22 protein-coding genes are annotated in these 24,899 nt (G+C 70.3%); 10 read left to right on the top strand and 12 right to left on the bottom strand.

The window, feature by feature from the left end; translation table 11 throughout:
* Positions 1–48: 48 nt before the first annotated feature.
* Positions 49–2,151, bottom strand: a complete 2,103-nt coding sequence (locus AAHG09_RS20555) for a hybrid sensor histidine kinase/response regulator (RefSeq protein ID WP_342109348.1) — start codon at positions 2,149–2,151, stop codon at positions 49–51.
* Between the two features lie 133 nt (positions 2,152–2,284).
* Here AAHG09_RS20555 and AAHG09_RS20550 point away from each other — a divergent pair, with 133 nt between their 5' ends.
* A complete protein-coding gene (locus AAHG09_RS20550; protein WP_342109347.1) occupies positions 2,285–2,794 on the top strand; it encodes a GrpB family protein in 510 nt (169 codons plus the stop codon).
* A 269-nt stretch (positions 2,795–3,063) separates the two neighbouring features.
* Here AAHG09_RS20550 and polA read toward each other — a convergent pair whose 3' ends face one another.
* From polA to AAHG09_RS20520, 6 genes are all read right to left on the bottom strand, one after another.
* Positions 3,064–6,210 carry a DNA polymerase I gene (polA, locus tag AAHG09_RS20545; RefSeq protein ID WP_342109346.1) on the bottom strand — a complete coding sequence of 1,049 codons (3,147 nt, stop codon included), beginning with the start codon at positions 6,208–6,210 and terminating at the stop codon, positions 3,064–3,066.
* Between the two features lie 22 nt (positions 6,211–6,232).
* Complete coding sequence (locus tag AAHG09_RS20540) at positions 6,233–6,592, bottom strand: HepT-like ribonuclease domain-containing protein (protein ID WP_342109345.1); 360 nt, start codon at positions 6,590–6,592, stop codon at positions 6,233–6,235.
* Positions 6,573–6,869 carry a nucleotidyltransferase family protein gene (locus AAHG09_RS20535; RefSeq protein ID WP_342109344.1) on the bottom strand — a complete coding sequence of 99 codons (297 nt, stop codon included), beginning with the start codon at positions 6,867–6,869 and terminating at the stop codon, positions 6,573–6,575. Before AAHG09_RS20535 ends, AAHG09_RS20540 begins: the two co-directional genes overlap by 20 nt.
* Before the next feature lie 59 nt (positions 6,870–6,928).
* Positions 6,929–8,470: a UdgX family uracil-DNA binding protein gene (locus AAHG09_RS20530; protein ID WP_342109343.1), complete on the bottom strand. Its 1,542-nt coding sequence runs from the start codon at positions 8,468–8,470 to the stop codon at positions 6,929–6,931.
* 123 nt (positions 8,471–8,593) lie between these two features.
* The gene (locus tag AAHG09_RS20525) at positions 8,594–9,805 is read right to left on the bottom strand and encodes a putative DNA modification/repair radical SAM protein (protein WP_342109342.1); all 1,212 of its coding nucleotides are present in this window, start codon (positions 9,803–9,805) and stop codon (positions 8,594–8,596) included.
* A 76-nt stretch (positions 9,806–9,881) separates the two neighbouring features.
* A complete protein-coding gene (locus tag AAHG09_RS20520) occupies positions 9,882–10,409 on the bottom strand; it encodes a regulatory protein RecX (RefSeq protein WP_342109386.1) in 528 nt (175 codons plus the stop codon).
* A gap of 224 nt (positions 10,410–10,633) precedes the next feature.
* Between AAHG09_RS20520 and AAHG09_RS20515 the strand changes: the two genes are divergently transcribed.
* The 3 genes from AAHG09_RS20515 to grpE all read left to right on the top strand — a co-directional run bounded on the left by AAHG09_RS20515 (position 10,634) and on the right by grpE (position 15,634).
* The gene (locus AAHG09_RS20515) at positions 10,634–12,055 is read left to right on the top strand and encodes a TAXI family TRAP transporter solute-binding subunit (protein ID WP_342109341.1); all 1,422 of its coding nucleotides are present in this window, start codon (positions 10,634–10,636) and stop codon (positions 12,053–12,055) included.
* A gap of 75 nt (positions 12,056–12,130) precedes the next feature.
* The gene (locus tag AAHG09_RS20510) at positions 12,131–14,923 is read left to right on the top strand and encodes a [protein-PII] uridylyltransferase (protein WP_342109340.1); all 2,793 of its coding nucleotides are present in this window, start codon (positions 12,131–12,133) and stop codon (positions 14,921–14,923) included.
* A 102-nt stretch (positions 14,924–15,025) separates the two neighbouring features.
* Entirely contained in the window at positions 15,026–15,634 is a 609-nt protein-coding gene (gene grpE, locus AAHG09_RS20505) for a nucleotide exchange factor GrpE (RefSeq protein ID WP_342109339.1), read from the top strand.
* Between the two features lie 17 nt (positions 15,635–15,651).
* Here the strand turns inward: grpE and AAHG09_RS20500 are convergent, their stop codons facing one another.
* The 3 genes from AAHG09_RS20500 to AAHG09_RS20490 form a co-directional block, all read right to left on the bottom strand.
* Positions 15,652–16,023, bottom strand: coding sequence for a hypothetical protein (locus tag AAHG09_RS20500; RefSeq protein WP_342109338.1), 372 nt, complete (start codon positions 16,021–16,023; stop codon positions 15,652–15,654).
* Between the two features lie 178 nt (positions 16,024–16,201).
* The gene (locus tag AAHG09_RS20495; RefSeq protein WP_342109337.1) at positions 16,202–16,939 is read right to left on the bottom strand and encodes an outer membrane protein; all 738 of its coding nucleotides are present in this window, start codon (positions 16,937–16,939) and stop codon (positions 16,202–16,204) included.
* A 49-nt stretch (positions 16,940–16,988) separates the two neighbouring features.
* Positions 16,989–17,141, bottom strand: coding sequence for a hypothetical protein (locus AAHG09_RS20490; protein WP_342109336.1), 153 nt, complete (start codon positions 17,139–17,141; stop codon positions 16,989–16,991).
* Positions 17,142–17,599: 458 nt separating this feature from the next.
* On the opposite strand from AAHG09_RS20490, the gene AAHG09_RS20485 reads away from it, so the two are divergent.
* Both AAHG09_RS20485 and AAHG09_RS20480 read left to right on the top strand, forming a co-directional pair.
* Positions 17,600–18,445, top strand: a complete 846-nt coding sequence (locus tag AAHG09_RS20485; protein ID WP_342109335.1) for a DUF6502 family protein — start codon at positions 17,600–17,602, stop codon at positions 18,443–18,445.
* A gap of 11 nt (positions 18,446–18,456) precedes the next feature.
* The gene (locus tag AAHG09_RS20480; protein ID WP_342109334.1) at positions 18,457–19,785 is read left to right on the top strand and encodes a DUF5666 domain-containing protein; all 1,329 of its coding nucleotides are present in this window, start codon (positions 18,457–18,459) and stop codon (positions 19,783–19,785) included.
* Positions 19,786–19,856: 71 nt separating this feature from the next.
* Here the strand turns inward: AAHG09_RS20480 and ada are convergent, their stop codons facing one another.
* The gene (gene ada / locus AAHG09_RS20475) at positions 19,857–20,930 is read right to left on the bottom strand and encodes a bifunctional DNA-binding transcriptional regulator/O6-methylguanine-DNA methyltransferase Ada (RefSeq protein WP_342109385.1); all 1,074 of its coding nucleotides are present in this window, start codon (positions 20,928–20,930) and stop codon (positions 19,857–19,859) included.
* Between the two features lie 195 nt (positions 20,931–21,125).
* Between ada and AAHG09_RS20470 the strand changes: the two genes are divergently transcribed.
* The 3 genes from AAHG09_RS20470 (at position 21,126) to AAHG09_RS20460 (ending at position 22,786) form a co-directional block, all read left to right on the top strand.
* Positions 21,126–22,106 carry an alginate O-acetyltransferase AlgX-related protein gene (locus AAHG09_RS20470; protein ID WP_342109333.1) on the top strand — a complete coding sequence of 327 codons (981 nt, stop codon included), beginning with the start codon at positions 21,126–21,128 and terminating at the stop codon, positions 22,104–22,106.
* A gap of 99 nt (positions 22,107–22,205) precedes the next feature.
* Positions 22,206–22,457: a hypothetical protein gene (locus AAHG09_RS20465; RefSeq protein ID WP_342109332.1), complete on the top strand. Its 252-nt coding sequence runs from the start codon at positions 22,206–22,208 to the stop codon at positions 22,455–22,457.
* Positions 22,454–22,786: a type II toxin-antitoxin system PemK/MazF family toxin gene (locus AAHG09_RS20460; RefSeq protein ID WP_342109331.1), complete on the top strand. Its 333-nt coding sequence runs from the start codon at positions 22,454–22,456 to the stop codon at positions 22,784–22,786. Before AAHG09_RS20465 ends, AAHG09_RS20460 begins: the two co-directional genes overlap by 4 nt.
* A 104-nt stretch (positions 22,787–22,890) precedes the next feature.
* Here AAHG09_RS20460 and AAHG09_RS20455 read toward each other — a convergent pair whose 3' ends face one another.
* On the bottom strand, positions 22,891–23,637 hold the full coding sequence (locus AAHG09_RS20455; protein WP_342109330.1) for a YebC/PmpR family DNA-binding transcriptional regulator: 747 nt from the start codon (positions 23,635–23,637) through the stop codon (positions 22,891–22,893).
* 196 nt (positions 23,638–23,833) lie between these two features.
* Between AAHG09_RS20455 and AAHG09_RS20450 the strand changes: the two genes are divergently transcribed.
* Positions 23,834–24,898: an SDR family oxidoreductase gene (locus tag AAHG09_RS20450; protein WP_342109329.1), complete on the top strand. Its 1,065-nt coding sequence runs from the start codon at positions 23,834–23,836 to the stop codon at positions 24,896–24,898.
* Position 24,899 lies beyond the last annotated feature (1 nt).

Genomic DNA, 24,899 nt, shown 5'->3' with positions numbered 1-24,899 from the left:
GTTGGTCCTGTTCAGGACCGGCAGTTCAGGGCCCGATAGGCCGCGCGGTCAAGAGTGGGGAAGCGGGCTGTGGCCGATCATCTCGCGGATGCGGGCGCCCAGCACCTCGACCACGAACGGCTTGGTAATCACCTGCATGCCGGGGGCGAGCTGGCCGTGGCCCAGCACAGTCGCCTCCGCGTAGCCGGTGATGAACAGCACCTTGAGCCCCGGGCGCTTCTCGCGGCCCGCCTCGGCCATCTGGCGCCCGTTCATCCCGCCGGGCAGCCCGACATCGGTCACCAGCAGATCGATGCGCACGTCGGATTGCAGCACCTTGAGCCCGGCGACGCCGTCGGCGGCCTCGATCGCGGTGTAGCCGAGATCCTCCAGAACCTCCGTCACCAGCATCCGGACCGTCGGCTCATCGTCGACGACGAGGACCGTCTCCCCCGGAGCGGCCCGGGGCGGCGCGCCGAGCGTCGCAAGGGGATCCTCGTCCGGCACCGCGCCACCGTGGCGGGGCAGGTAGAGGCACACCGTGGTGCCCCGGCCGACCTCCGAGTCGATCCGCACCTGCCCACCGGATTGCTGGGCGAAGCCGTAGATCATCGACAGGCCGAGGCCCGTGCCCTGCCCCAGCGGCTTGGTGGTGAAGAACGGCTCGAACACCCGCGCGACGACCTCCGGCGGCATCCCGGTGCCGGTATCGGTGACGCAGAGCGAGAGATACGGCCCCGGCGGCATGTCGTGGCGCTGGGCGGCCTCCGTGTCGAGCCGCGTGTTGGCGGTCCGGATGGCGATCCGCCCCCCCTCCGGCATCGCGTCCCGGGCGTTGATGCACAGGTTGAGCAGGGCGTTCTCGAGCTGCGGCGGGTCGACCAAGGCCGGCCACAGGCCGGGCTCGCCCGCCACCTCCACCGCGATGGATGGCCCCACGGTCCGGCGGATCAGCTCCTCCATGCCGGCGACCAGCCGGTTCACGTCGGTGGGCTTGGGATCCAGCGTCTGCCGGCGCGAGAAGGCGAGCAGCCGATGCGTCAGGGCGGCGGCGCGCCGGGCCGCGCCCTGGGCGGCGTTGATGTAGCGGTCGACATCCATCATCCGGCCCTGGCTGAGCCGGGTCTGGATCAGCTCCAGCGAGCCGGAAATGCCGGCGAGCAGATTGTTGAAGTCGTGCGCGAGGCCGCCGGTGAGCTGGCCGACCGCCTCCATCTTCTGCGACTGGCGCAGGGCCTCCTCGGCGGCCGCCAGGGCGTCGGCGCGCTCGCGCTCGGCCGTGAAGTCGCGCCCGACCGCGTTGATTACCCCCTCCCCCGGCCGCGCCGCCCAGCTGATCCAGCGGTAGCTGCCGTCCCGGTGCCGGTAGCGGTTGTCGAAGCGCGTCAGGCGCTCGCCGGCGGCGAGGCGCCCGGCGCCTTCGGTCGTGCGGTCCAGATCGTCCGGGTGGACGAGGGCCATCAGGTTGGTGCCGATCAGCTCGTCCGCCTGCCAGCCCAGCACCTCGGTCCAGGCGGGGTTCACCGCCATGATGGTCCCGTCGAACAGGCTGCGCAGCATCATGTCGGACGAGAGGGTCCACAGGGCGTTGCGGTCGGCGGTCCGGTCCGCGACCTGCTGCGCCAGCGTGCCGTTGAGGCGGCCGAGTTCCGCGAGCGCAGTCTCCAGCTGGGCGCGGCTCTCGACCAGGGCGGCATCGGCCAGAACCCGGCCGGTGGTCTCGTTGGTGAGGATGAACAGCCCGGCGACCGCGCCGTCGGCATCGAGGACGCGCGAGTACGAGAACGTCCACCACGTGTCCCGGGCGCCCCGGTCGGTATCGAGCTGCCAGGGCAGGTCGACGAAGCGCTCCGGCTGGCCCGCCTGGGCGGCGTCGATGATCGGCTTGGCCTGTTCCCAGGCATCGGCCCAGACGGCGTCGAACCGCGCCCCCATGGCCCAGGGCAGGCGCGGCCCGAGCAGCGGGAAGTAGGTGTCGTTGAAGAAGAAATGGAGATCGGGCCCCCAGGCCAGGATCATCGATTCCGGCGAGTTGAGCACGAGGGAGAGCGCCGCGCGGAACTCCGCCGGCCACGTCTCCGGGGGGCCGAGGGGGTGGCCGGTCCAGTCCCGCGCGCGGATCATGCGCGCGGCTTCGCCGCCGCCGGCGAGGAAGGCGAGAGGGTCGGTCACGAGATGGGAACGGGACACGTCATGGGCGTACGGCGTATGACCGGCTTTGGCGGCATCTCCAAGATGCCGCTATCGATCTGCAACTTAAGGACGCTTGAAGAGGGTCAATCGTGGAAGGTCGCGGGCGGACCCCATGACGGACGATTCATTTTTTCGCCTCGCAGCCGACTGCGACGCAGCGCGTGCGGTGGCCGAACGCCTGTTCCAGACGGTCACCAGCCAGCTGCACCCGCAACTTCCCAGGTCGGCGGAGATCCGACACGTTGGCGCGACTGCCATACCCGGCTGCCTGACCAAGGGCGATCTCGATGTGGTTGTACGCGTCGCGCAGGCCAACTTTGCCGCCGCCGATGAACGGCTCGCACGGGTCTTCGCCCGAAACGTAGGGTCGATCCGAACCGATGCGTTTTCGGCCTTCGCCGATGCGAGCCGGACCCCGCATCTCGGCGTGCAATTGACTGTCAAAGGGGGCACCCTCGACGTGTTCCACCATTTCGCCGACGCTTTACAGTCTGACCCTGCGCTCGTGGAGCGCTACAATGCGCTTAAGCGGGCGCATCAGGACCGGCCGATGGCGCTCTATCGGGCGGCCAAGGATGCGTTCATTGCCGGTGTTCTGAGGGAACGCTCGCCCTCCCGTTGAGGTGGCGCTGCGCTGGACCGCTCCGCTCCGTTCGCTTGGACGAAACGGTTCAACCTCGATCCAATCCGCGCCCTCATCCTGAGGTGCCGCAGCGCAGCGGAGGCCTCGAAGGAGCCCTCCAGAAGTCGCTTTGATGGCTGGAGTCCTCCTTCGAGGCCCGCTGACGCGGGCACCTCAGGATGAGGGGGATGGATTGGACATCGGGCATCGTGCGGCTTCGTCTGTGCCGGACTTGGGCCGGCACTGCATGGTTCGCGGTCGCCGCGCCCTCAATGTGCCTCCTGCCAATTCCCCGCCGCCTTGGCCTCCACCACCAGCGGCACCCGTAGCGTCAAAGCGGGAGCCGGCGCCTGCTCCATCACCCCGGCGATCACCGGGATCGCCGCCTCCACCTCATCCTCGGAGACCTCGAACACCAACTCGTCGTGCACCTGCAGCAGCATCTGCGCCTTGAGCCGCTTGGCCGCGAGCGCCGTCTCCATCCGGGTCATGGCCCGGCGGATGATGTCGGCGGCCGAGCCCTGGATCGGCGCGTTGATCGCCTGCCGCTCGACGCTGGCGCGCTCGGACGGGTTGTTGGAGCGGATCTGCGGATAGTGGCAGACCCGGCCGAACAGCGTGGTGACGTAGCCCTTGTCGCGGCAGCTGCGCTTGGTGGTGTCGATGTAGTCGCGGATCCCCGGGAACTGCTCGAAATACTGCTTGATGAACGCCGAGGCCTCCTCGCGGCCGATGCCCAGCCGGTCGGCCAGCCCGAAGGCCGAGATGCCGTAGATGATGCCGAAATTGATGGTCTTGGCCCGCCGCCGCAGGTCGGGCGTCATCTCCTTCAGCGGTACGCCGAACATCGCCGAGGCCGTGGCCGCGTGGATGTCGATCCCGTCCTCGAACGCCTTCCGCAGCTCCGGGATGTCAGCCATGTGGGCGAGCAGCCGCAGCTCGATCTGCGAATAATCGGCCGAGATGAGCCGGTTGCCGGGGGCGGCCACGAAGGCGCGGCGGATGCGCCGGCCCTCCTCGGTGCGGATCGGGATGTTCTGGAGGTTCGGCTCGGAGGAGGACAGTCGGCCGGTGGTGGTCGCCGCCAGCGAGAACGAGGTGTGGACCCGCGCGGTCTCGCGATCCGCATGGGTCTGGAGCGAATCCGTGTAGGTGGATTTCAGCTTCGAGAGCTGGCGCCACTCCAAAATCTTTTTGGGCAGTTCGTGCCCGGCCTGGGCCAGTTCTTCGAGGAGCGTGGCCGGTGTGGCCCATTGGCCGGAGGGCGTCTTCTTGGCGCCGGGCAGGCCCATCTTCCCGAACAGGATGTCGCCGATCTGCTTCGGCGAGCCGACGGAGAATGTCTCGCCGGCATCCTCCTGAATCTCCTCCTCCAGGCGCACCAGGATCTGCGAGAAATCACCCGAGAGCCGGCTCAGCATCTCCCGGTCGACCCGGATGCCGCGCTGCTCCATCCGGGCGATCACCGGCAGCAGGGGCCGCTCCAGGGTCTCGTAGACCGCGACCCGGTGCTCGGCCACGAGGCGCGGCTTCATCATCCGCCACAGGCGCAAGGTGACGTCCGCATCCTCGGCCGCGTAGGCGGTGGCCTTGTCGATGGCGACGCGGTCGAACGTCACCTTGTTGCGGCCGGTGCCGGCCACGTCCGAGAAGGTGATCGGCTGGTGGCCGAGATGGCGGCGGGCGAGTTCATCCATGCCGTGACCGCCTTTGCCGGCGTCGAGCACGTAGGAGATCAGCATCGTGTCATCGAAGGGCGCGATCTCGATCCCGTAGCGGGCGAGCACGACCCAATCGTATTTGAGGTTCTGGCCGACCTTCAGGACGCCGGGGTTCTCCAGAAGCGGCTTCAGCCGGGCGATGGCGTCCTTCAGGGGGATCTGGCCGGGCACCGGTTCGGCCACGTCGGAGGCGGCGGCGCCTTCACCGAACAGGTCGGTGGCGTCGGCCTGCACCTTCGCGGCCTGGATGTGGGCGAGCGGGATGTAGCAGGCCCGGCCGGTGGCGACCGCCAGAGAGACGCCGACGAGGCCGGCCTTGTGGGCGTCGAGGGCGTCGGTCTCGGTGTCGACCGCGATCACCCCGGCTTCCTGAGCTTCCGCGATCCAGGCGTCGAGTTGCTCCAGGCTGGCGACGGTCTCGTAGGCGGCGGTGTCGAACGGCGCCACCGCCTCGGCGGCGCGGGCCGCCACGACGTTGCCCGGCGTCGCCTCGACGGGCGCCCGGGGTTTGGCGGGGGCGTCCGGCAGGTCGAGGTCGGCGAAGGGGTCGATCTCACCGCCTTCCGGCGGGGCATCGCCCGGCGGGCGCTCGGCGCCGGCCGCCGCGGTCTCGGGGTCCGGCGGCACGGAATCGCCGAAGAACGGCACCGCGTCGCTGCCGCCCGCGCCGTTGCCGTAGCCGTGCGGCCGGGCGCCGGGCAGGAGCCGCGGATCCGGCTTCACCGCCTCGGGGTCGACGTGCAGCATCTGCGCGATGCGGCGGGTCAGGGTATTGAACTCCATCGCCTTCAGGAAGCCGACGAGCTTTTCCGGATCGGGCTTCGGCACGCCGAGGTCGTCGAGCGGCACCGGGACCGGCACGTCCTCCATCAGCGCCACGAGCTTTCGGGACAGCTTGGCCTGATCGATGCTGGCCAGCAGGGTCTCCCGGCGCTTGGGCTGCTTGATCTCGGCCGCCCGCTCCAGCAGCGCGTCGAGGCTGCCGAACTCCTTGATCAGCGCCGCGGCGGTCTTCAGGCCGATGCCGGGGACGCCCGGCACGTTGTCGGAGGTGTCGCCAATCAGCGCCAGTGCGTCGCCGATCTGGTTCGGCTGCAGGCCCTCCCACTTGGCGATGATCGCCTCGACGTCGAGGTTGCGCTCGGGCCGGTAGCCGGGCTTGCCCTTGGCGCCGGACTCGAAATCGTAGAACCGCACCTGCGGCCCCACGAGCTGCATCAGGTCCTTGTCGGAGGACACGATGATGACGCCCGCGCCCCGCGCCTCGGCCTGGCGGGTGTAGGTGGCGATCAGGTCGTCGGCCTCGTAGCGCTGCAACTCGACGGCGTGCAGGCCGAAGGCGCGCACCGCGTCGCGCATCAGCGGCATCTGGCGCTTGAGGTCGTCGGGGGCGTCGGGCCGGTGGCCCTTGTAGTCCGGGAACATCTCCTTCCGGAACGAGCCCTCGGACTTGTCGAAGACGATGCCGAGATGCGTCGGCATCGTGCCGGCGGCGCCGTCTTGCAGGAACTGCGCGATCTTGGTGCAGAACAGCCGCACGGCGCCGGTGGGCAGCCCGTCGGAGGGACGGGAATTGTACTTCTGGTCCTGGTTGATCGACTGGAAATAGGCCCGGAAGATGAACGAGGAGCCATCGACCAGGATCACCTGATCGCCGGGGCCGACGGGCTTAATTTCGGGCTTCGCGTCGGTCATGGGCTCAGGCGGCTCGGGGCGATCAGGAATCGGGCGCGCGGGCGAGTTCGGCGCGGCAGGCCGCGACGAGAACGGGCAGACGCTCGTGGACGGTCCGCCAAACGATGTCCAGCTTGACGCCGTGGTAGCCGTGGCGAAAGACATTCCCGATGGAGGCGATGTCGCGCCAAGGCACGTCCGGATGGCGCTCGCGCATCGCGTCGGTCAGCCGCCGGCTCGCCTCCGAGACGATCTCCAGACAGCGGACCACGGCATAATTGGTCCGCAGGTCCGCCACGAAGGCGTCGAACGTCATACCGGCCACAAAGCACTGGGCGGCATCGGCGTTGTCGATGATGTCCTCGCAGGCGGCCAGCGCCCGTTCAGAAGGCGGGAACGGCATCGTGCTCGGCCCTCTGACGGACGCGCGGCTTCAGGCTTTCCCGGTCGGCCACGTCGACCGGAACCGGGAACAGCTCGTCGATGAACCGGCACAGGCCAGCATAGGCGAAGAGGTCGCGCACGCGCTCCCGGTCGATCTCGATCATCACGTCCAAGTCGCTCTCCGTCCCCGCCTCGCCGCGGGCGACCGAACCGAACAGGGCCGCGTGCAGGACTCCGCGGCGGCGCAGCTCCGGCTCGTTGGCACGCAGGATGTCGAGGGCGGCGAGTTTGTCCATGGTGGCGGAACTCGAAGAATCGGCACCCGCCAGCATAACAGAACGCGAGGCGGTGAGGATCACGCCGCGAGCTCTTGCCCCAGCGCCTCCACCCGGCGCAGGTCATCCACGAAGGCCGCATAGGCCTCCTCCTTCGCTTCGTCGGGCAGGCGCAGCAGGTAGGAGGGATGGACCGTGATGAAGCCCTGGAAGCGGTTGTCGTGCCGCTCGAAGCGGAACGGGCCGCGCGCCCGGGTGATCGGCACCGCCTTGCCGGTCAGCGCCAGCACGGCGGTCGCGCCGAGCGCCACCACGAGCTTCGGGGCGACGAATTCCAGCTCCCGATCGAGCCACCAGCGATAATGGCTGACCTCACCGGCCGTCGGCTTCTGGTGGATGCGCCGCTTGCCGCGTTCCTCGAACTTGAAGTGCTTGACCGCGTTCGTGAGGTAGCTCGCCCCCCGGTCGATCCCGGCCTCCGCCATGGCCCGCGAGAGAAGCTGTCCGGCCGGCCCGACGAAGGGCCGGCCCTGCCGGTCCTCCTGGTCGCCCGGCTGCTCGCCCACGAACGCGATCGTGGCGCCGACCGGCCCCTCGCCGAGGACCGCCTGGGTGGCGCCCGGGACCAGCGGCTCGGTCCGCCGGATGATGGCGTTCAGCGCGTCGAGGGTCTTGGGATCCTGGTCGGCCATGGCGGCGACGGCGCGGGCGGGTTCGCGGCGGGTGGGCAAGGTCGGCTCCCTCTCGATCATCGCTTCGGTGCGCCCGGCCGCCGCCCGGACCAGGGCCGGGATCGCGGCGGTCTCGGGCATGTTGTGCCAGTACTTCTTGGGCATCTCGGCCCGCATGGCTTTCAGGTTGGTTCGGGCCGGGTTGAATGTGCTTTCGTAGTAGGTCTGCCAGCCGGCCTCGAAGCCATCGCCCTCGGGCAGCGCTGCACGATCGCCCGGGGGGCCGAAGGTCAGGGTCTCGGTATCCCAATGGGCCGAGCCGTCCGGCGTCAGGATCGACCAGCGCATCCCGCGGAAGCGGCTGACGAAGAACGGGGCGGCCGCCTCCAGGATGTGGTGATCGGGCTCGAACCACGCGACGTAGTGCTCGCCGCCGCTATCCTCCGCTCGGCGGAAGCGCAGGAAGGCGTGCATCTTGTGGAGGTCGCGCCCGATCGCCTTCGCCATCCGGTGCAGGCGATGAATCAGCGGATCGCTACCCACCTCCATGAGGTGCCGCTCACCGTGGCAGACACGCCAGATCAGGGCATAGAGCAGGCCGTAGCGCTCCGGATCCCGGTGGGGGATCACCTGCGGAATCAGAGCGGCGACGGGTTTCGGCAGGGCGAGCGGAGGGGCGGGCGCATGATCCGCATCGGCGCCGAACAGGCCGGGCGCGTCCGTCACCGACCACGTCACCGCCTCGGGCGGGACGCCCTGCGCGACGAGGCTTCGGGCGGCGTTGCGAAAACCGTCGAGATCGGCGCCGGGGCGTAAGGTGATGGCGCGCGGCGTAAGCGCATCCCCTCCCCCCTCTGCGGGGGAGGGTGGCCCCTGACTCAGCAGGGGTCGGGTCGGGACCAAGTCCCGCGAGGGGGGGAGCGACGTTTCCAAGAGGACCGCGACCTTCATTCAGCACCGAGCCCTGTTCTGCACCGTCGCTCCCCCCTCGCGGGACTTCGTCCCGACCCGACCCGCTGCACGGGCCACCCTCCCCCGCAGAGGGGGGAGGGAGCGGCGCAAGTCCGAGCTTCATCAGAACAGGCTCAATTGCTGCGCCGGCTCGACGAGGCGCGTTCGCAGATCGAGCCGGTCAGTGAGCCCCACCGGCCTGTGATCGGCCGCCACGAGGAATGGCCGCGCCCGCTTCAAACCCGAGGTCAACCGCGCGACGTCGTCCAGGCGCAGGGTCGCATGGCGTCGGGCCTTCACGATCTTGTCCACCGCCCGGGCGCCGAGCCCCGGCACCCGCAGCAGCCATTCCCGATCGGCCTTGTTGACGTCGACCGGGAATTTATCGCGGTGCTTCAGCGCCCAGGCGAGCTTCGGATCGATGTCGAGGGCGAGCATCCCGCCCTCCGAGGCATCGGCGACCTCGTCGGGGGTGAACTCGTAATACCGCAGCAGCCAATCGGCCTGGTACAGCCGGTGCTCCCGCTGGAGAGGCGGCGGCTTCGGCGGCAGGATCGCGGACCCGTCCGGGATCGGGCTGAAGGCCGAGTAGTAGACCCGCTTCAGTCCCACGCTGCCGTAGAGCAGCGCGCTCTTGCGGATCAGCGCCTCGTCGGTGGTGGCGTCCGCCCCGACGATCACCTGCGTCGAGTGACCGGCCGGCGAGAAGCGCCGCTTCTCGGCCTTGGCCTGCACGATCCGCTCGCCGATCTGCGCCATGGCGCCCTGAATCGCAGCGCCGTCCTTCTCCGGAGCCAACTGCTGCAGGCTCGCCTCGGTGGGCAGTTCGACGTTGATCGAGAGCCGGTCGGCGTAGAGGCCCGCCTCCTCGATCAGCCAGGGGCTCGCCTCGGGGATCGATTTCAGATGGATATAACCGGCAAAGCCATGGTCGCGCCGCAGCGACTTCGCCACCCGGGTCAGCAACTCCATCGTGTGGTCGGGCGACTTGATGATGCCCGAGGACAAGAACAGGCCCTCGATATAGTTGCGCTTGTAGAAATTGAGGGTGAGGTTCACGACCTCCTCGACCGAGAATTTCGCCCGCCGCACGTTCGAGGAGCGGCGGTTGATGCAGTAGGCGCAGTCGAACAGGCACCAGTTGGTCAGCAGGATCTTCAGCAGCGAGACGCAGCGCCCGTCCGGCGTGTAGGCGTGGCAGATCCCGGCGCCGGTCGTGGACCCGAGACCATCCTTGCCGGCGGCCCGCTTCGGCGCGGCCGAGGACGCGCAGGATGCATCGTACTTCGCGGCATCGGCCAGGATGCGCAGCTTCTTGGCGAGGGTCTCGTCCATCGAACAGACAATGAACGACACGGCCGAAGGTGCAAGGGCGACCAGCTATCCACCCCAGGCCGCGATGCCGCACCCATCATTCCGCTTCCTCGACCTCCGTATCCACCACCCGGCGGGCGAGAGCGTAGGCAAATCCAGCCCGGGCCAGCGCGGCGAGATCCCGGTCGCGGTACGAGGCCCGCTGGTCCGGCCGGCGATACGGTCCGAGCCGCCGCCGCTTGGCGTAGGCCTGGGCGGCTTGGTCCTCGATCGCCTCCATCTCGCCCTCCGGCACGGCGTCGCGCTCGGCCTGCATGGCGGCCTCGACCACGTCGCGCGGCACGCCCTTGGCGGCGAGCTTCGCCGACACGCCCCGGCTCGACGTGCCCCGGCGGCGCAGGGTGGCGACGCGGGTCTCGGTGAAGCGCGCATCGTCCACGAGGCCGGCCGAGACCGCCCGCGCCACCGTGGCGGCGATCATCTCGGCGAAGGCCGCCGGGTCCTCGCCGCGCAGCCGCGCCCGCTTCTCCACGCGCCGCGCCAGGGTCCGGCGCAGCATCTCCGTGGAGGCGCTGTAGCGCTCGAGATAGTGCAGCGCCGACCGTTCGAGCCAGGTCGGACTGATCGGCTTCGGGGGCGGAGCCGCGGCGTTCGGCCCCCCCGGCCCGGATCCTGCAACGAATGTTCGTTTCACCGGTTCTTCACGATCTCGACAGGTTTGCGTTCCATGACTTGGGTATGGAACGCGCGCAACGCGACAGGCTCGGCCATGGCCCGAACCACAGTCTCTCGCCCGATCGTCCACGCCCCCCATGGCGGCAGCGCCTCCACGCCTTGGCGGCGGCGCTGATGCGGCGCGAATGGCTCCTGGTCCTCGTTGCCCTGGGGCTGGCCGCGGCCGCGGCCGCGATCGTCTACCTCTCACGCCCGAACACCCTCACGGTGGCGGTCGGCCCGCAGGACGGGCCCGAAGCCGCCCTGATCGAGGCTTACGCCGGCGCGCTGGACCGGGCACGCGAAGATGTGCGCCTCAAGATCGTGCGCTACGGCGACGTCCGCGACAGTGCCCTCGCGCTCCAGCGCAACAAGGCCGACCTCGCCGTGGTGCGGCCGGACGTGTTCCTGCCCGAGAACGGCCTGACGCTGGCGATCCTGCACGACGAGGCCCTGGTCATCGCGGCGCCGGAGGCGGCCGATCTCGACGACATTCCCGCCCTGGCGCGCAAGCGCCTCGGCATCGTGGTGCGCCACAGCGCCGACCTGCCCTTCCTGACGAACCTGCTGTCCTTCTATGACCTCGTGCCCGAGAACCGGGGCGAGACGGCGCTCCAGGACGGCGCCGCGACCGAGGAGGCGGAGACCGGCCACGTGGTGCTGGTGCCGCTGAAGGTCGGCGAGGTGACGGCTGCGCTCAACGACAAGCGGGTCGATGCGGTCGCGGTGATCGCGAGCCCGGCCTCGAAGACGGCCGGCGCGGTGGTGCACGCCGTCGAGCTGGGTTCGCCGGAGCGCAAGATCGGCTTCGTCTCGATCCCGGACGGGGACGCGATCCTGCAGCGCTTCCCCGAGCTGCAATCGGTGACCATCCCGGCCGGGACCTTCGGCGGACGCCCGAAGCGGCCCGATGAGGAGATCAAGACCGTCGGCGCCTCCTATCGCCTGATGGCCCGGGGCACGGTGAGCCGGGTCGCGGTGGCCTCGGCGACGCAGCACCTATTCGAGTGGCGCTCGCGGCTCGCCTCGGCGGCGCCCGTCGCCAAGCTGATGAAGGCGCCCGACTTCGACACGACGGTGGCGGCGACCTCGGCACGCCTGCCGAACCACCCCGGCGCGGTCGATTATTTCGAGCGCGAGCAGCAGACCTTCCTCGATCGCTACGAGGACTACATCTACCTGTTCGCCTTCTTCGGCGGCACGATCGGCTCCGGCTTCGCGTGGCTGGGGCAGCGGCTGGCCCGCAAGCGCCGGGAGCGCGTCGATTACGTCCTCGATCGCCTGCTCGCCATCATGCGCGAGGTGCGCACGGCGACGCAGAGCGAGGCGCTTGATGCCCTCGCGGTGGAGACCGACGGGCTGGTGGCCGACGTGGTCTGCTACGCGCGGGAGCGCAGCATCGACGCCCGCACGGTCAGCGCCCTGATCCTGGCGGTGGACGGGGTTCACGCGGCCATTGCGGATGCGCGGCGCCAGACCGATCAGACGGAGACGCGCCGGCACGCCCGCAGCCGGACGGCGCGGCTGCTCGCCCTCGACCTGCCGGCGGCGGAGTAATGATACGCGGGCACAGCGACCCGGCCTGCCGCGCCGCATGGCTGGCGGCGTAGGGATATCATGCTAACGGGAGCCATGTTCGATCCCGTCGCCGCCCTTGCCACGGTCCTGGAGAACCTCGATCGCGAGGCCCGCGAGCCCACCAAGCTCCGTGCCGCCCTCGTGCCCGAGTTGCGCCGGGTGATCGCGGAGGGCCACCGCGCCGCCGAAGCCCAGCTCCTGAGGGACCGCAACGGCCTGCGCTGCGCGCAGACGCTCTCCAAACTCACCGACGCGGTCGTCCGGGCGATCCACGACGCCGTAGTCTGGCGGCTCTATCCGAACGACAACCCCTCCACGGGCGAGCAGCTCGCGGTGGTCGCGACCGGCGGTTACGGCCGGGGCACGATGGCCCCAGGCTCGGACATCGATCTGCTGTTCCTGCTCCCCTACAAGCAGACCGCGTGGTCGGAGAGCGTCGTCGAGGCGATGCTCTACGTGCTGTGGGACCTGAAGCTGAAGGTCGGCCACGCGACCCGCTCGGTCGAGGAATGTCTGCGCGAGGCGCGGGCCGACATGACGATCCGGACCGCCCTGCTGGAAGCGCGGTTCCTGTTCGGCTCGCGGATCCTGTTCGAGGAGCTGGTGACGCGCTTCGACATGGAGCTGGTGGTCGGCTCGGCCGCGGAGTTCGTTGAGGCCAAGCTGCGCGAGCGCGACCTGCGCGTCTCGAAGGCCGGCTCGTCGCGCTACCTCGTGGAGCCCAACGTCAAGGACGGCAAGGGCGGCCTGCGCGACCTCAACACGCTGTTCTGGATCGCCAAGTACACCTACCGGGTGCGCGATCAGGCCGAGCTGGTCAGCGCCGGCCTGTTCACCCCGGAGGAATACGCGCTGTTCGAGCGCTGCGAGGAGTTCCTGTGGCGGGTGCGCTGCCACATGCACTTCGTGACGAAGCGCGCGGAGGAGCGCCTGTCGTTCGGCCTGCAGCCGCGGATCGCCGAGCGCTTCGGCTACGAGGCCCGGGGCGGCCTCTCCGGCGTCGAGCGCTTCATGAAGGCTTATTTCCGCTTCGCCAAGGATGTCGGCGACCTCACCGCCATCGTCTGCGCGGAGCTGGAGGCACGCCACGCCAAGCGGACGCCGGTGCTCGACCGCTGGATCGGCCGGTTCCGCGACCGGTTCCGGGCGACCGCCATGGAGGCCGAGGATTTCTGGATCGACCACGGGCGGGTCAACCTGCGGGCGGAGGACGCCTTCGAGCGCGATCCCGTCAACCTGATCCGGCTGTTCTGGCTCGCCGACCGGCACAACCTCGCGATCCATCCGGACGCCAAGCGGCTCGCCAACCGCTCGCTGCGGCTCATCAACCCGTCGCTGCGCGGCGACACGGAGGCGAACCGCCTGTTCCTGGACATCCTCACCTCGCGCAACGCCCCCGAGGAGGCACTGCGGGAGATGAACGAGGCGGGGGTGCTCGGCCGGTTCATCCCGGATTTCGGCCGCATCGTCGCGATGATGCAGTTCAACATGTACCACCACTTCACGGTGGACGAGCACCTGCTGCGCACGGTCGGCGTGCTGGCCGACATCGAATCGGGCCGCAACCAGGAGACCTATCCGCTGGTCTCACGCCTCGCGCACACGATCCACAACCGGACGGCGCTCTACGTGGCGATCCTGCTGCACGACATCGCCAAGGGCCGGCCGGAGGACCACTCGATCGCGGGCGCCGCCATCGCGGAAAAGCTCTGCCCCCGGTTCGGCCTGAACCAAGCCGAGACCGAGACGGTCTGCTGGCTCGTGGAACACCACCTGCTGATGTCGATGACCGCGCAGAGCCGCGATCTCTCGGACGCGAAGACGATCGAGCGGTTCGCCGCCAGCGTGCAGACCCTGGAGCGGCTGAAGCTCCTGACCATCCTGACGGTGGCCGACATCACGGCGGTGGGCCCCGGTGTCTGGACCGCCTGGAAGGGTACCCTGATCCGCACCCTCTACGACGAGACCGAGGTCTACCTGTCGGGCGGGCATTCGGAGATCGCCCGCACCGACCGGGTGCGCCTGGTCCAGATGGGCTTGCGCGAGCGGCTGTCGGGCTGGTCGTCGGAGGAGTTCGACGCCTATGCGGGCCGGCACGGGCAGGCCTACTGGCTCAAGGTCGACGGCCCGCGCCAGCTCAAGAACGCGCTGTTCCTGCGCGACGCGCTCCACGACGGCCGCACCAGCGCCACCGACGTCGCCCTCGACCCCGTGCGGGGGGTGACCGAGATCACGATCTACTCGCCCGACCACCCACGCCTGCTCGCCATCATCACCGGCGCCTGCGCGGCGGCCGGCAGCAACATCGTCGACGCCCAGATCTTCACCACCACGGACGGGTTCGCCCTCGACACGATCGTCATCTCGCGCGCCTTCGAGCGGGACGAGGACGAGACGCGCCGGACGAAGCGCATCACGGCGGCGATCGAGCGGGCGCTGAAGGGCGAGATCCGCATCGCCGACCTCGTGGCCGACAAGCACCCGCCGTCGCCCACGCGCGCCAAGACCTTCCCGGTGCCGCCGGACGTGATCATCGACAACGCCCTATCGAGCCGGGAGACGGTCGTGGAGGTCACCGGCCTGGACCGGCCGGGCCTCCTCTACGAGTTGACCACGGCGTTCGGCCGGCTGTCGCTCAACATCACTTCGGCCCATGTCGCGACCTTCGGCGAGCGCGCGGTGGACGTCTTCTACGTCACCGACCTCACCGGGACACGGGTGACGCAGCCCGATCGGCAGGCCGCGATCCGCGGCGCCGTGATGGACGTGTTCGCGGGCGACGTGGCCGCCCTCAAGGCCGAGGGCCTGGAGGCGCTGGTCGCCGCTCCGCCGCCGCGCGAAGCTTGAGCAACGGGTTGATTTCGCAGGCTCCGGGCCAGATATCAGCGCCGGTTCCCGCGTGCCCGAACCCATCCCCCGGACGACTGAAACACGATGACGAGCAACGACATGCCCCAGGATGACCAGCGCCAGACCACGGTCGAGGCCGGTGCCGGTGCGGCCCAGGATCCCGCCTCCGCGGGCCACGGCGCCGAGGCGTCCGTCGATCCCATCGCGGAGACGCTCGCCCTCCTCACCGCCGAGCGCGACGAGCTGAAGGACCGGACGCTGCGCACCCTCGCCGAGATGGAGAACCTGCGCCGCCGGACCGAGCGCGAGGTTGCCGATGCCCGCACCTACGCGGTCACGAATTTCGCCCGCGACGTGCTGAACGTAGCCGACAACATCCGCCGCGCCCTCGACAGCGTGCCGGCCGACGCCAAGGCCTCGGCCGACGGCGCCCTGAAGGGGCTCATAGACGGGATCGAGCTGACCGAGCGCGACCTCGCCAAGACCCTGGAGCGCCACGGCGTGAAGATCGTCGAGCCGCAGGGCCAGAAGTTCGATCCGAACCGGCATCAGGCCATGTTCGAGGTGCCGAACCCGGACGTGCCCGCCGGCACGGTCGTGCAGGTGGTCCAGTCGGGCTACGTCATCGGCGACCGGGTGCTGCGCCCCGCGCTGGTGGGTGTCGCCAAGGGCGGACCCAAGGCCGCCAACCCGGCCGACGCCGCCTGAGCGGCCCGGCGGCGCCCCTACTGGCAGGGCAGCGCCGCCGCGAAGTCGGCGATGAATCGCGCCGCCTCGCGGGTCTGGGCCGGCGTGCGCGGGTCGCGGGCGACCACGCCCGCCTCCACTTCGAGGCGGCGGTTGCAGGCGCAGGCCGTCAGCGTGCCCGACATCGGGTCGGCCGAGCAGACATCGTGGTGCGCGCAGGCGCGGTCGAGCGCGTCGATCGGCGTGTAGCCGGGACCGCGGTTCCCCGGCCCGCAGAAGTTCCCGTAGATCAGGATGGCGCCCCGCCCGTTCGGCCCGGGCGGGATGATCTCCTGTGCCGACGCGGCGAAGCCGGAGGTTGCGAGCGCGAGAAGCGTCGTCGCGATGACGTGCGGGCGTGAAGTGCTCACGGACGATCCTGTCGGAAAGGCCCCGATACCGCGCGGTGGTATCCGCGCGGCCTTCGGCACCGGCGCTTCCGAACGAGCCGTGATCACGCACGACGGGTCCATGACGTCGCGAGGCCGAACGCCCTGCATAGCGCCTCAACCCGGCCGCTCCGTCAAGGTCCGTTTCAATCAATACTGATTAGAAACGGTAGTTTACCCCGGACCGGACCAGAGCGAACCCTGAATCCTGTTTGCCGGCACCGTAATACGCCGGTACGGCGGCGCTGTAGTATGTCGTTCCTGTGAAGCCGCGATCGAGATGGAGGTACAGGGCTTCCACCTTGGCCGACAGCTTCTCGGTAAAGGCGTACTCGATGCCGCCGCCCGCGGCGTAGCCGGTCCGGCCGGTCCCGGGCAGCGTGTAGGGGTAGGTGGCCACGTAGGACGAACGCGCGCCGCCGCCATACGCGAAGCCGCCGGTCCCGTAGATCAGAACGCGGTCGAAGGCGTAGCCGAGCCGGCCGCGGACCGTGCCGAAATAATCGAGGCTTGGACGGACGCTGTAATAGGGCGTCGTCCCGAGATAGGCCGCGTCCGCCTTGCCGAAGGCTGTCCCCTGGATGTCGGTCTCGACGCCGATCACGAAACCGGAGCCCGGCGTGAACTGATAATTGTAGCCGATCTGCCCGCCGCCGGCGAAGCCGCCCGATCGGTTGCCGCCAGTGACGGCGCCGTAGGCGGGATCCGTGAAGCCTCCGCTGCCGGTGCGGAACGCGTAGCCGGCGTTCACGCCGGCATAGAAGCCCGTCCACGTGAAGGCTGGCGGCAACGGGAGCGGCGGAGGCGGGGCGCGACGCGGCAGATCCGCGGCCTGGGCACCGAGCGCGACGCTGCCGGCCGCTACGCCGAGGAGCGCAACGCGAAGCGATGTCATCATGGAGGTCTCGTTCGAGGGGCGGCCAAGCCGCGGGGTCAGAGGGCCGGGATCAGAGGGCCAGCAGCAGCAGGCCGACCACGGTCACCGAGAGGATCAGGCAGAGCGCGAGATCGAGGACGGGCGCCCCACCGCAGGTAGGCGCATGCCGTGTATCGTCGCGGTGGGTCCCGGACAGGGCGATCACGACCGTGTCTCTGTCCATCCTGTCGCCCAGGTGGCTGTCCTGGCGGTTCTCAAGGCACGTGCGGGCGTGATGGCCCGCTGGGGTGCCGCCGCCCCGTCTGAGGGGGTAACGGGAGCGGCGGCCTGCGACGCCTTCGTTTCCCTGACGCGGTGGACCGTATCCGCGACAGCGATACCGAGGGCGGGCAGCGCGAGGGCGGCTAGGACGCAGGCGATGCGTCCCAGCCGCGGCATGGGGGCGTGTTGGCTGGACCGGCGGATGTCGAGATCACCCATCCGCAGGGGCGGGAGTGCCTTCCCGACAAGAATGCGCGTCTCGACCGTCATCGCTCGTCCCCTGGCCTCACGTGGGAAATTTGACCACAAGTCCGTTTTACGTGTGCAAAAATCCCACGTCAATTCGGAAACGGTGTTTCGGTGTGCGTCGGCGCACGTTGTGGGATTGTCTCCCACGCAGCACGCTGTAACGATGCCCGCATGTCCGAGACCGCCGATACACCGCGCGAGGGCGCAGCCCTGCACGCGCCGCTGGCCCGCCTCCTGCGGCCGCTGGTGCGCCTGCTGGTAGCGCGCGGCATCACCTTTCCGGCCCTCACCGACCTGTTGCGCGAGCTCTACGTGAACGTGGCCGAGTACGATTTCGCGCTGACCGGCAAGGAGCAGACCGACAGCCGCGTCTCCCTGCTCACCGGCATCCACCGCAAGGAGGTGCGTCGCCTGCGGGGGGCCGGCGCCCCGGTGAGCGCGGTGCCCGCCGTGGTCTCGCGCACGAGCCGGATCATCGCCCGCTGGATCGCCGACCCGGCCTTCACCGATCCGCAGGGCCATCCCCTGCCGTTGCCGCGGACCGCCGACGACAACGCGCCGTCCTTCGAGACCCTGGTGGCCGGTGTGACGCGCGACCTGCGCCCCCGGGCGGTCCTCGACGAGTGGCTCGATCGCGGCCTCGCCTTCACGGATGCGCAGGACCGGATCGTGCTGGCGGAAGCCGCCTACGTCCCGCGCGGCGACGGCGCCGAGGGGCCGCAGCTCTATTATTTCGGCCGCAACCTGCACGACCACATCGCGGCAGCGGTCGCCAACATCGTCGGCGAGACGCCGCGGTTCCTGGAGCGGGCCGTCCACTACGACGGGCTCTCGAAGGAGCTCGCCGCCAAGCTCGAGGCGCGGGCCCGCGAGATCGCCATGGAGGCGCTGCAACAGGCCAATCGCGAGGCCCATGCCGCCTGCCAGGAGGATCCGGGCGGCGACCACCGCTGGAATTTCGGCCTCTACGTCTACGCGGAGGCTGCGCCGCCGACGCCTCCCACGGGCGGGCGTTGAGGAGCCCGCCGGTGCGAACCCTGCCCGACCGCCGGTTCGTCCTGCGCCTTCTCGCGGGCGCCGCGACGCTGCTGCCGACCTCCGTCCGGCCCCAGGAGGCGCCGCGCGATCAGGGCATCGGCGGCACCGGCATGATGCGGACCGACGCGCCGCGCGAGACTCCGCTCGGCGAGGGCGACCGCGGCATCGGCGGCACCGGCGTGATCGGCACGATCCGGCGCTTCGGCTCGATCATCGTCAACGACCTGCGCATCGCCTACCCGCCGGAGGTGGAAGTGCGCATCGACGGGGCAGCCGCAAAGGCGGCCGACCTGAAGATCGGGCACGTCGTCCACGTTGTGGCGCGGCCGGAGGGCGGCGGCCTCGCCACGCGCCGCATCGACGTGACCAGCGAGGTGGTGGGCCCGGTGGAGGCGAGCGCGCCGGGGCGGATGATCGTGCTCGGCCAGCGGGTCTCCACCGCGGGCCTGACCGGCGACTGGAAGCCCGGCACGCGGGTCGCGGTGAGCGGGCTGCGGCGGCCGGACGGGGTGATCGTGGCAAGCCTCGTCGAGCCGCGGGACGCCGGGCCGGATCGGGTCGCCGGGCCGGTGCGACGCGGGGCGGACGGCGCCCTCCTGATCGGGGCCCTGCGCCTGACCGGCGCCGACGCCCTGCCCCCGGGCAAGCGCGCCCTGGTGACCGGCTCGGCGGCGGACGGGGTCCTGCATACCACCAACGCCGCCCAGATCGGTTTGCCGTTCCCGCCGGGCCTGAAGCAGGTCTCGATCGAGGCCTATATCGGCCGTGCGGGCGCGGGGCTCGACATCGGTTCCGGCTACCGGGTCACCGGCCGACCGGGCGCGAAGGTGCCGCGACAGGGCAGTGTCCGCGCCGTGCTGACCGCCGGCATCGCCCGGGACGGCGACCTGACGGTGGAGCGGCTGCGGATCGAGGATCGGATCGCCCCCGAGCCGCCGCAGCGCGAAGCCCCGGGCTTCGAGCGCGAGCGCGACCGCCTGGATCTGCGCAACCTGCCCGACGAGTTGCCGGGGCGCTTCGGTGCGGAACCCGGCGGCCGGCCGGGCGGCATCGGCGACGCCGGCGCGCCGCGGGGCTTCGGCATCGATACCCGGCCCGGGAATGGGCCGATTTCCGGCGGCGAAGGACCGGGCAGCTTCGGGGTGCCGCGCGGGCCCGGCGGTTCTCCGCCCGGTGGCCCCGGTGCCTTCCCGGTCGGCCCGGGCGGATTCGGCGGTGCGGGCGGCCCAGGGGGTGGTCCGGGTGGGCCCGGAGGCGGCCCGGGCGGCTTCGGAGGTCCCGGCGGCGGGTTCGGCGGCCCGCCGGGTGGGCGGCGCTGAGCGTCGCGCCCGATCAGGCGCGTTCTCGGGCTGAGATCGATCGATCCCAGCCTCTGCCCATCGGGTTGCCGTCAGCCCCCGGCCTCGCGCTGGAGCAGGTCGCGCTTGCGCGCCACGCCCCAGCGATAGCCCGACAGGGCACCGTCGGCGCGCACCACCCGGTGACAGGGAATCGCGACGGCGATCGGATTGGAACCACAGGCCTGGGCCACGGCCCGCGATGCGGTGGGGAGGCCGATGGCGCGGGCGATCTCGGCGTAGCTCGCGGTCGAGCCCACCGGGATGCGCCGCAGCGCCTCCCAGACCCGCTGCTGGAAGGCGGTTCCGCGAATATCGAGGGGGAGATCGAGACCGCGTCCCGGCGCCTCCACGACGCCGATGACCTTCGCCATCCACCCCTCGAACTCCGGATCGCCGCCCACGATCTCCGCCCCCGGGAACCGGTCCTGGAGATCCTCCAGGAGCGGCGCCGGCGCCTCGCCGAGCAGAATCGCGCAGATGCCCCGATCGGTCGCCGCGACAAGGATCGCGCCCAAGGAGCAGGCGCCGATGCCGAACCGGATGCGCAGGCCCGCCCCGCCCTTGCGGTAGAGCGCCGGCGCCATGCCCAGGCGCGGGGCGCCCTCGGCGTAGAAGCGGCTCGCCGCGCCGTAGCCGGCCTCGTACAGCGCCTCGGTGACCGAGCCCGCTCCGGGAAGCCGGGCGGCGAGGCTCGCGGCGCGATGGGCCGCGGCGTAGGCCCGCGGCGTCACGCCGGTGGCGTCCTTGAACACCCGGTGGAAATGATAGGCGCTCATCCCCGCGGCCCCGGCGAGCGCCGCGAGGGTCGGGGCGGTCTCCGCCGTCTCGATCAGCCGGCAGGCGCGGGCGATGGCCTCGGCCCGGCGCGCCCCGAGGCCGGGTGCGTCGGGGCGGCAGCGCCGGCAGGGTCGGAAGCCCGCGGCCTCGGCCTCGGCGCAGGTCCGGTGGAAGCTGACGTTCTCGGGCCGGGCCGCGCGCGACGCGCAGCTCGGCCGGCAATACACGCCGGTGGTGCGGACCGCGTACACGAAGGTGCCGTCCGCCCCTGCGTCGCGGGCGGCAAGTGCCGCCCAGCGGTCGGCGTCAGGATCCGTCGCCGGGTCGGGGCTCGGAACGAAGCGCATGGCGGCACTCTGAGGCTTGGCGGGGGTGGCGAGGCGGGGCATGACGGACATGGCCGGGCGGTTGCGGAACGATGCGTCATCCTGGCGGTCCGATGCCGGTCCGGCATCCCGCGCCTTGCTGCCGAATTCGCGGCGGCATCGTTCCAGATCCGGCACGATGCTGTAAAGCGGACGGCCTGCCTCGCGAGGGTGACCGTGGCGTCGAGCAACCCCGACCATATCCACGTCGGACAGGACGGCTGGCTGTTCCTGAAGACCGGGACGAACGACGTCCTCGGCCAATACGAACGCCCGGAGGAGACGACCGAACGCGTCTGGCAATGGCGGAGCCTGATCGCGACGCGGGAACGGCGGCTGCGCGCCATGGGGATCCTCTACCGCCACGTCGTCGCCCCGGAAAAGCTGATGATCTACGATCACCGGCTCGACGGGATCGCGATCCGGCCCAGCGCCTCGCCGGCCTTCCGGCTCCTCCACAGCGAGCCGCCTGGTCGTTCCGGCCCCCTCGGCCTCTACGCCGCGTGGCGGCGGCGGCGGCGCTGGCGAAAAACCTGCATCGACCTCGTGACGCCGCTGCGCGCGGGACGCGACGCGGCCGATCTGTATTGCCGGACCGACACGCACTGGTCCTTCGAGGGCTGCTACCTCGCCTACGCGGAGATCTGCCGGGCGCTCGGCGCCGAGCCCCGGGCGGACCTCCGGGATCGGCCCTCCTTCGAGACCGACCACGACGGCGACCTCGGCAGCAGCTTCGATCCGCCCCGGCGGGCGCGGTCGCGGACCGTGATGATCCAGCAGGATGCGGTGCGGACCTATGCCAGCCCGATCGTCGAAGCGCGGGAGAAGGCGGGCCTCCTGCACACGCTGCATGTCGGCGCCCATGTGGTCTACGGCAACGCCGCGGCCACCGATCCCCGCCGCATGGTGCTGTTCGGCGATTCCTTCTCGCACGTCATGCCGTACATGCTGACGATCCTGTTGGCCGAGACCTTTCGAGAAGTGCACTTCGTGTGGAGCACGTCGCTCGATTGGTCCTACATCGCGCGGGTGCGGCCCGACATCGTGCTCACCGAGGTGGCCGAGCGCTTCATGGTCCAGCTGCCCGACGACACGGTCTCGGTGGAAGCCTACGCGCAGGAGCGGTACGGCGCGGAGCTCGCAGCGATCAACGGTTGAGCGGCGCGCGCGAGAACGCCGTCGGTCACGCCGGTCGCCTCTGAGCGTTTGCCGTCACGCCAATCCGGATTACAAGTTCGTCGTACACCGGAGGTGACCATGGCGCGCGACGGTGCAATGATGCAATTCAGGACGGACAGCCGCCTGAGGGCCGCGTTCACCGAGGCCACGCAGCGGGAGCGGACCACGCCCAGCGACGCGCTGCGGCACCTGATGCAACAATACGTCCGGGACAGTCTCAGACGTGAGGCCGCCCGGCAATGCCACGTGGTGTCGGGTGCGTCGGACGCTGCCGAAAGCCTTGCGCTGATCGAAGACGTGCAGGATCTGGACGATGACCTTCGACAATGAGGCATCGCGGCGCCATCGTCCTTCTGGCCACCAAGGGCGCCTACACGGGCAAGCCCCGGCCATGGGTGGTGGTGCAGAATAGCGCGTTCGCCGGCTTAGACAGTGTGACGGTGTGCCTGATCACCACCGAGCTGATCGTGGGCGTACCGATGCTGCGCGTCGATGTGAAGCCGACGCCTGTGAACGGGCTCACCGCGGAAAGCCAAGTGCAGATCGACAAGATCGTCACGGTGCCCGCCGGCAAGATCAATCTGAAGATCGGTGTCTTGGAAGATACTATCATGCAGAGTGTGAGCAGCGCGATAGCATTCTTCCTCGATCTCTCATGAACCTCGAATCGAAGCGAACGCGCTGACAAGCGGCCGCACGTCCGCCCGGTCTCTGGATTATGCTGGGTTCGCCGTTCGATCAGCGCCCCCGCCCCGCACCCGCCTCAGGCCTGCAGCTTGGCCACCAGCGCATCCGACAGGGCGAAGTTCACGTAGACGTTCTGGACGTCGTCCTGGTCCTCGATCACCTCGACGAGGCGGATCAGCTTCTCGCCGGTCTCGTCATCGACGTCGATCGTGTTCTGCGCCTTCCAGATCAGGCCGGTGCGGCTCGGCTCGCCGAAGCGGGCTTCGAGCGCCTTGGCGACCTCACCGTAGGACTCCTGGGCGCAGATCACCTCGTGCCCGTCCGGACCGGAATTCACGTCGTCGGCGCCGGCCTCGATGGCGGCCTCCAGCATCGTGTCGGCATCGGCCACGGAGGCCGGGTAGGCGATCACGCCGACGCGGTCGAACATGAAGGCGACGGCGCCGGTCTCGGCGAGGCTGCCGCCCGACTTGGTGAAGGCCGAGCGCACGTCCGAGGCGGTGCGGTTGCGGTTGTCGGTCTGCGCCTCGACGATCAGGGCGGCGCCGCCGGGGCCGTAACCCTCGTAGCGGATATCCTCGTAGTTCTCGCCATCGGCGCCGGCGGCCTTCTTGATGGCGCGCTCGATATTGTCCTTGGGCATGTTCTCGGCCCGAGCCGCCAGGATCGCGGCGCGCAGGCGCGGGTTCATGGCCGGATCCGGCGTGCCGAGCTTGGCCGCCACGGTGATCTCGCGGGCGAGCTTGCCGAACACCTTCGAGCGGACGGCGTCCACCCGGCCCTTGCGGTGCATGATGTTCTTGAACTGGGAATGGCCTGCCATGGCGTATCGGACTTTGTTCGTTGGCGCGGGCGGGGGTGATGACCCCGCCGACGCGGCTGTGAGGTCGCCCGCGTTATAGGCTGCCCGGTTTCGACGAAGCAACGCGCTCGCCCACGCGGTTCGTGATGGGAGGGAAGCGGAAAGATCGCCGCGATCGGACGTTGCCGCAGGGATTTTCTCGCGCGCTGGGGACCTGATGTCGAGCCGGAACGGACGCAATACGGTGATGGTGGCGGGCGCGAGCGCCGGCGTCGGACGCGCGGTCGCCTACGAATTCGCCCGGCAGGGCTGGAATGTCGGCCTGATCGCCCGGGGCGAGGCAGGCCTTCGGGGCGCCATCCGCGACGTGGAGCAGGCCGGCGGCCGTGCGCTGGGCTTCCTGGCGGACGTGGCCGATGCCGACGCCGTCGCGCAGGCCGCCGATGAACTGGCCGAGCGGTTCGGCGGCATCGACGTGTGGGTCAACAACGCGATGGTGACGATCTACGCCCCCGTGCAGGAGACGAGTCCCGAGGAGTTCCGCCGGGCGACCGAGGTCACCTATCTCGGGCAGGTCCACGGAACGCTCGCCGCGCTCCGGCACATGGTGCCGCGCGATCGGGGCACCATCGTCCATATCGGCTCGGCGCTGGCCTACCGGTCGATCCCGCTCCAGGCGAGCTACTGCGCCGCCAAGGCCGCGGTGCGGGGTTTCGTCGATTCCTTGCGCAGCGAACTGCTGCACGACGGCAGCCGGGTGCGGCTCACGATGGTCCAGCTGCCGGCGGTGAACACGCCGCAATTCGATTGGGCGCGCTCGCGGCTGCCGCTCAAGCTCGAGCCGGTGCCGCCGATCTACCAGCCGGAGGCGATCGCCCGCCACGTGTTCAAGGCGGCCCACGACGCGCCGCGGGAATTGTGGATCGGCGCCTCGGCCTGGAAGGCGATCGTCGGCAACATGCTGATCCCGGGCTGGATCGACGGCTACCTCGCCCGGCATGGCTATCGAGGGGAGATGACCAGCGTGAAGGCTCAAGCAAACCGCCCGGACAATCTCTACGACCCGGTCGACACCGATCCCGGGGCGCATGGCCGCTTCGACGCCCGCGCGACCGGTCATGTGGCGGCCGCCGATCCGCGCTGGCTCAAGCTCGGGATCGCGGCGGCGCTCGGCGTGGTGGCGGGCACGATGCTGTTCGCCACCGAGGCGCAGGGGCGGAGCGAAGGGCGCGCGGAGCGGCACAACGGCCGGCGGAACCTGGGCGGTCGCGTCGGCCGGTAGA

It is taken from the genome of Methylobacterium guangdongense (genome assembly GCF_038442355.1).
GTDB classification, from domain to species: Bacteria; Pseudomonadota; Alphaproteobacteria; order Rhizobiales; family Beijerinckiaceae; genus Methylobacterium; species Methylobacterium guangdongense.
This window is presented reverse-complemented; position numbering and strand designations above follow the sequence as displayed.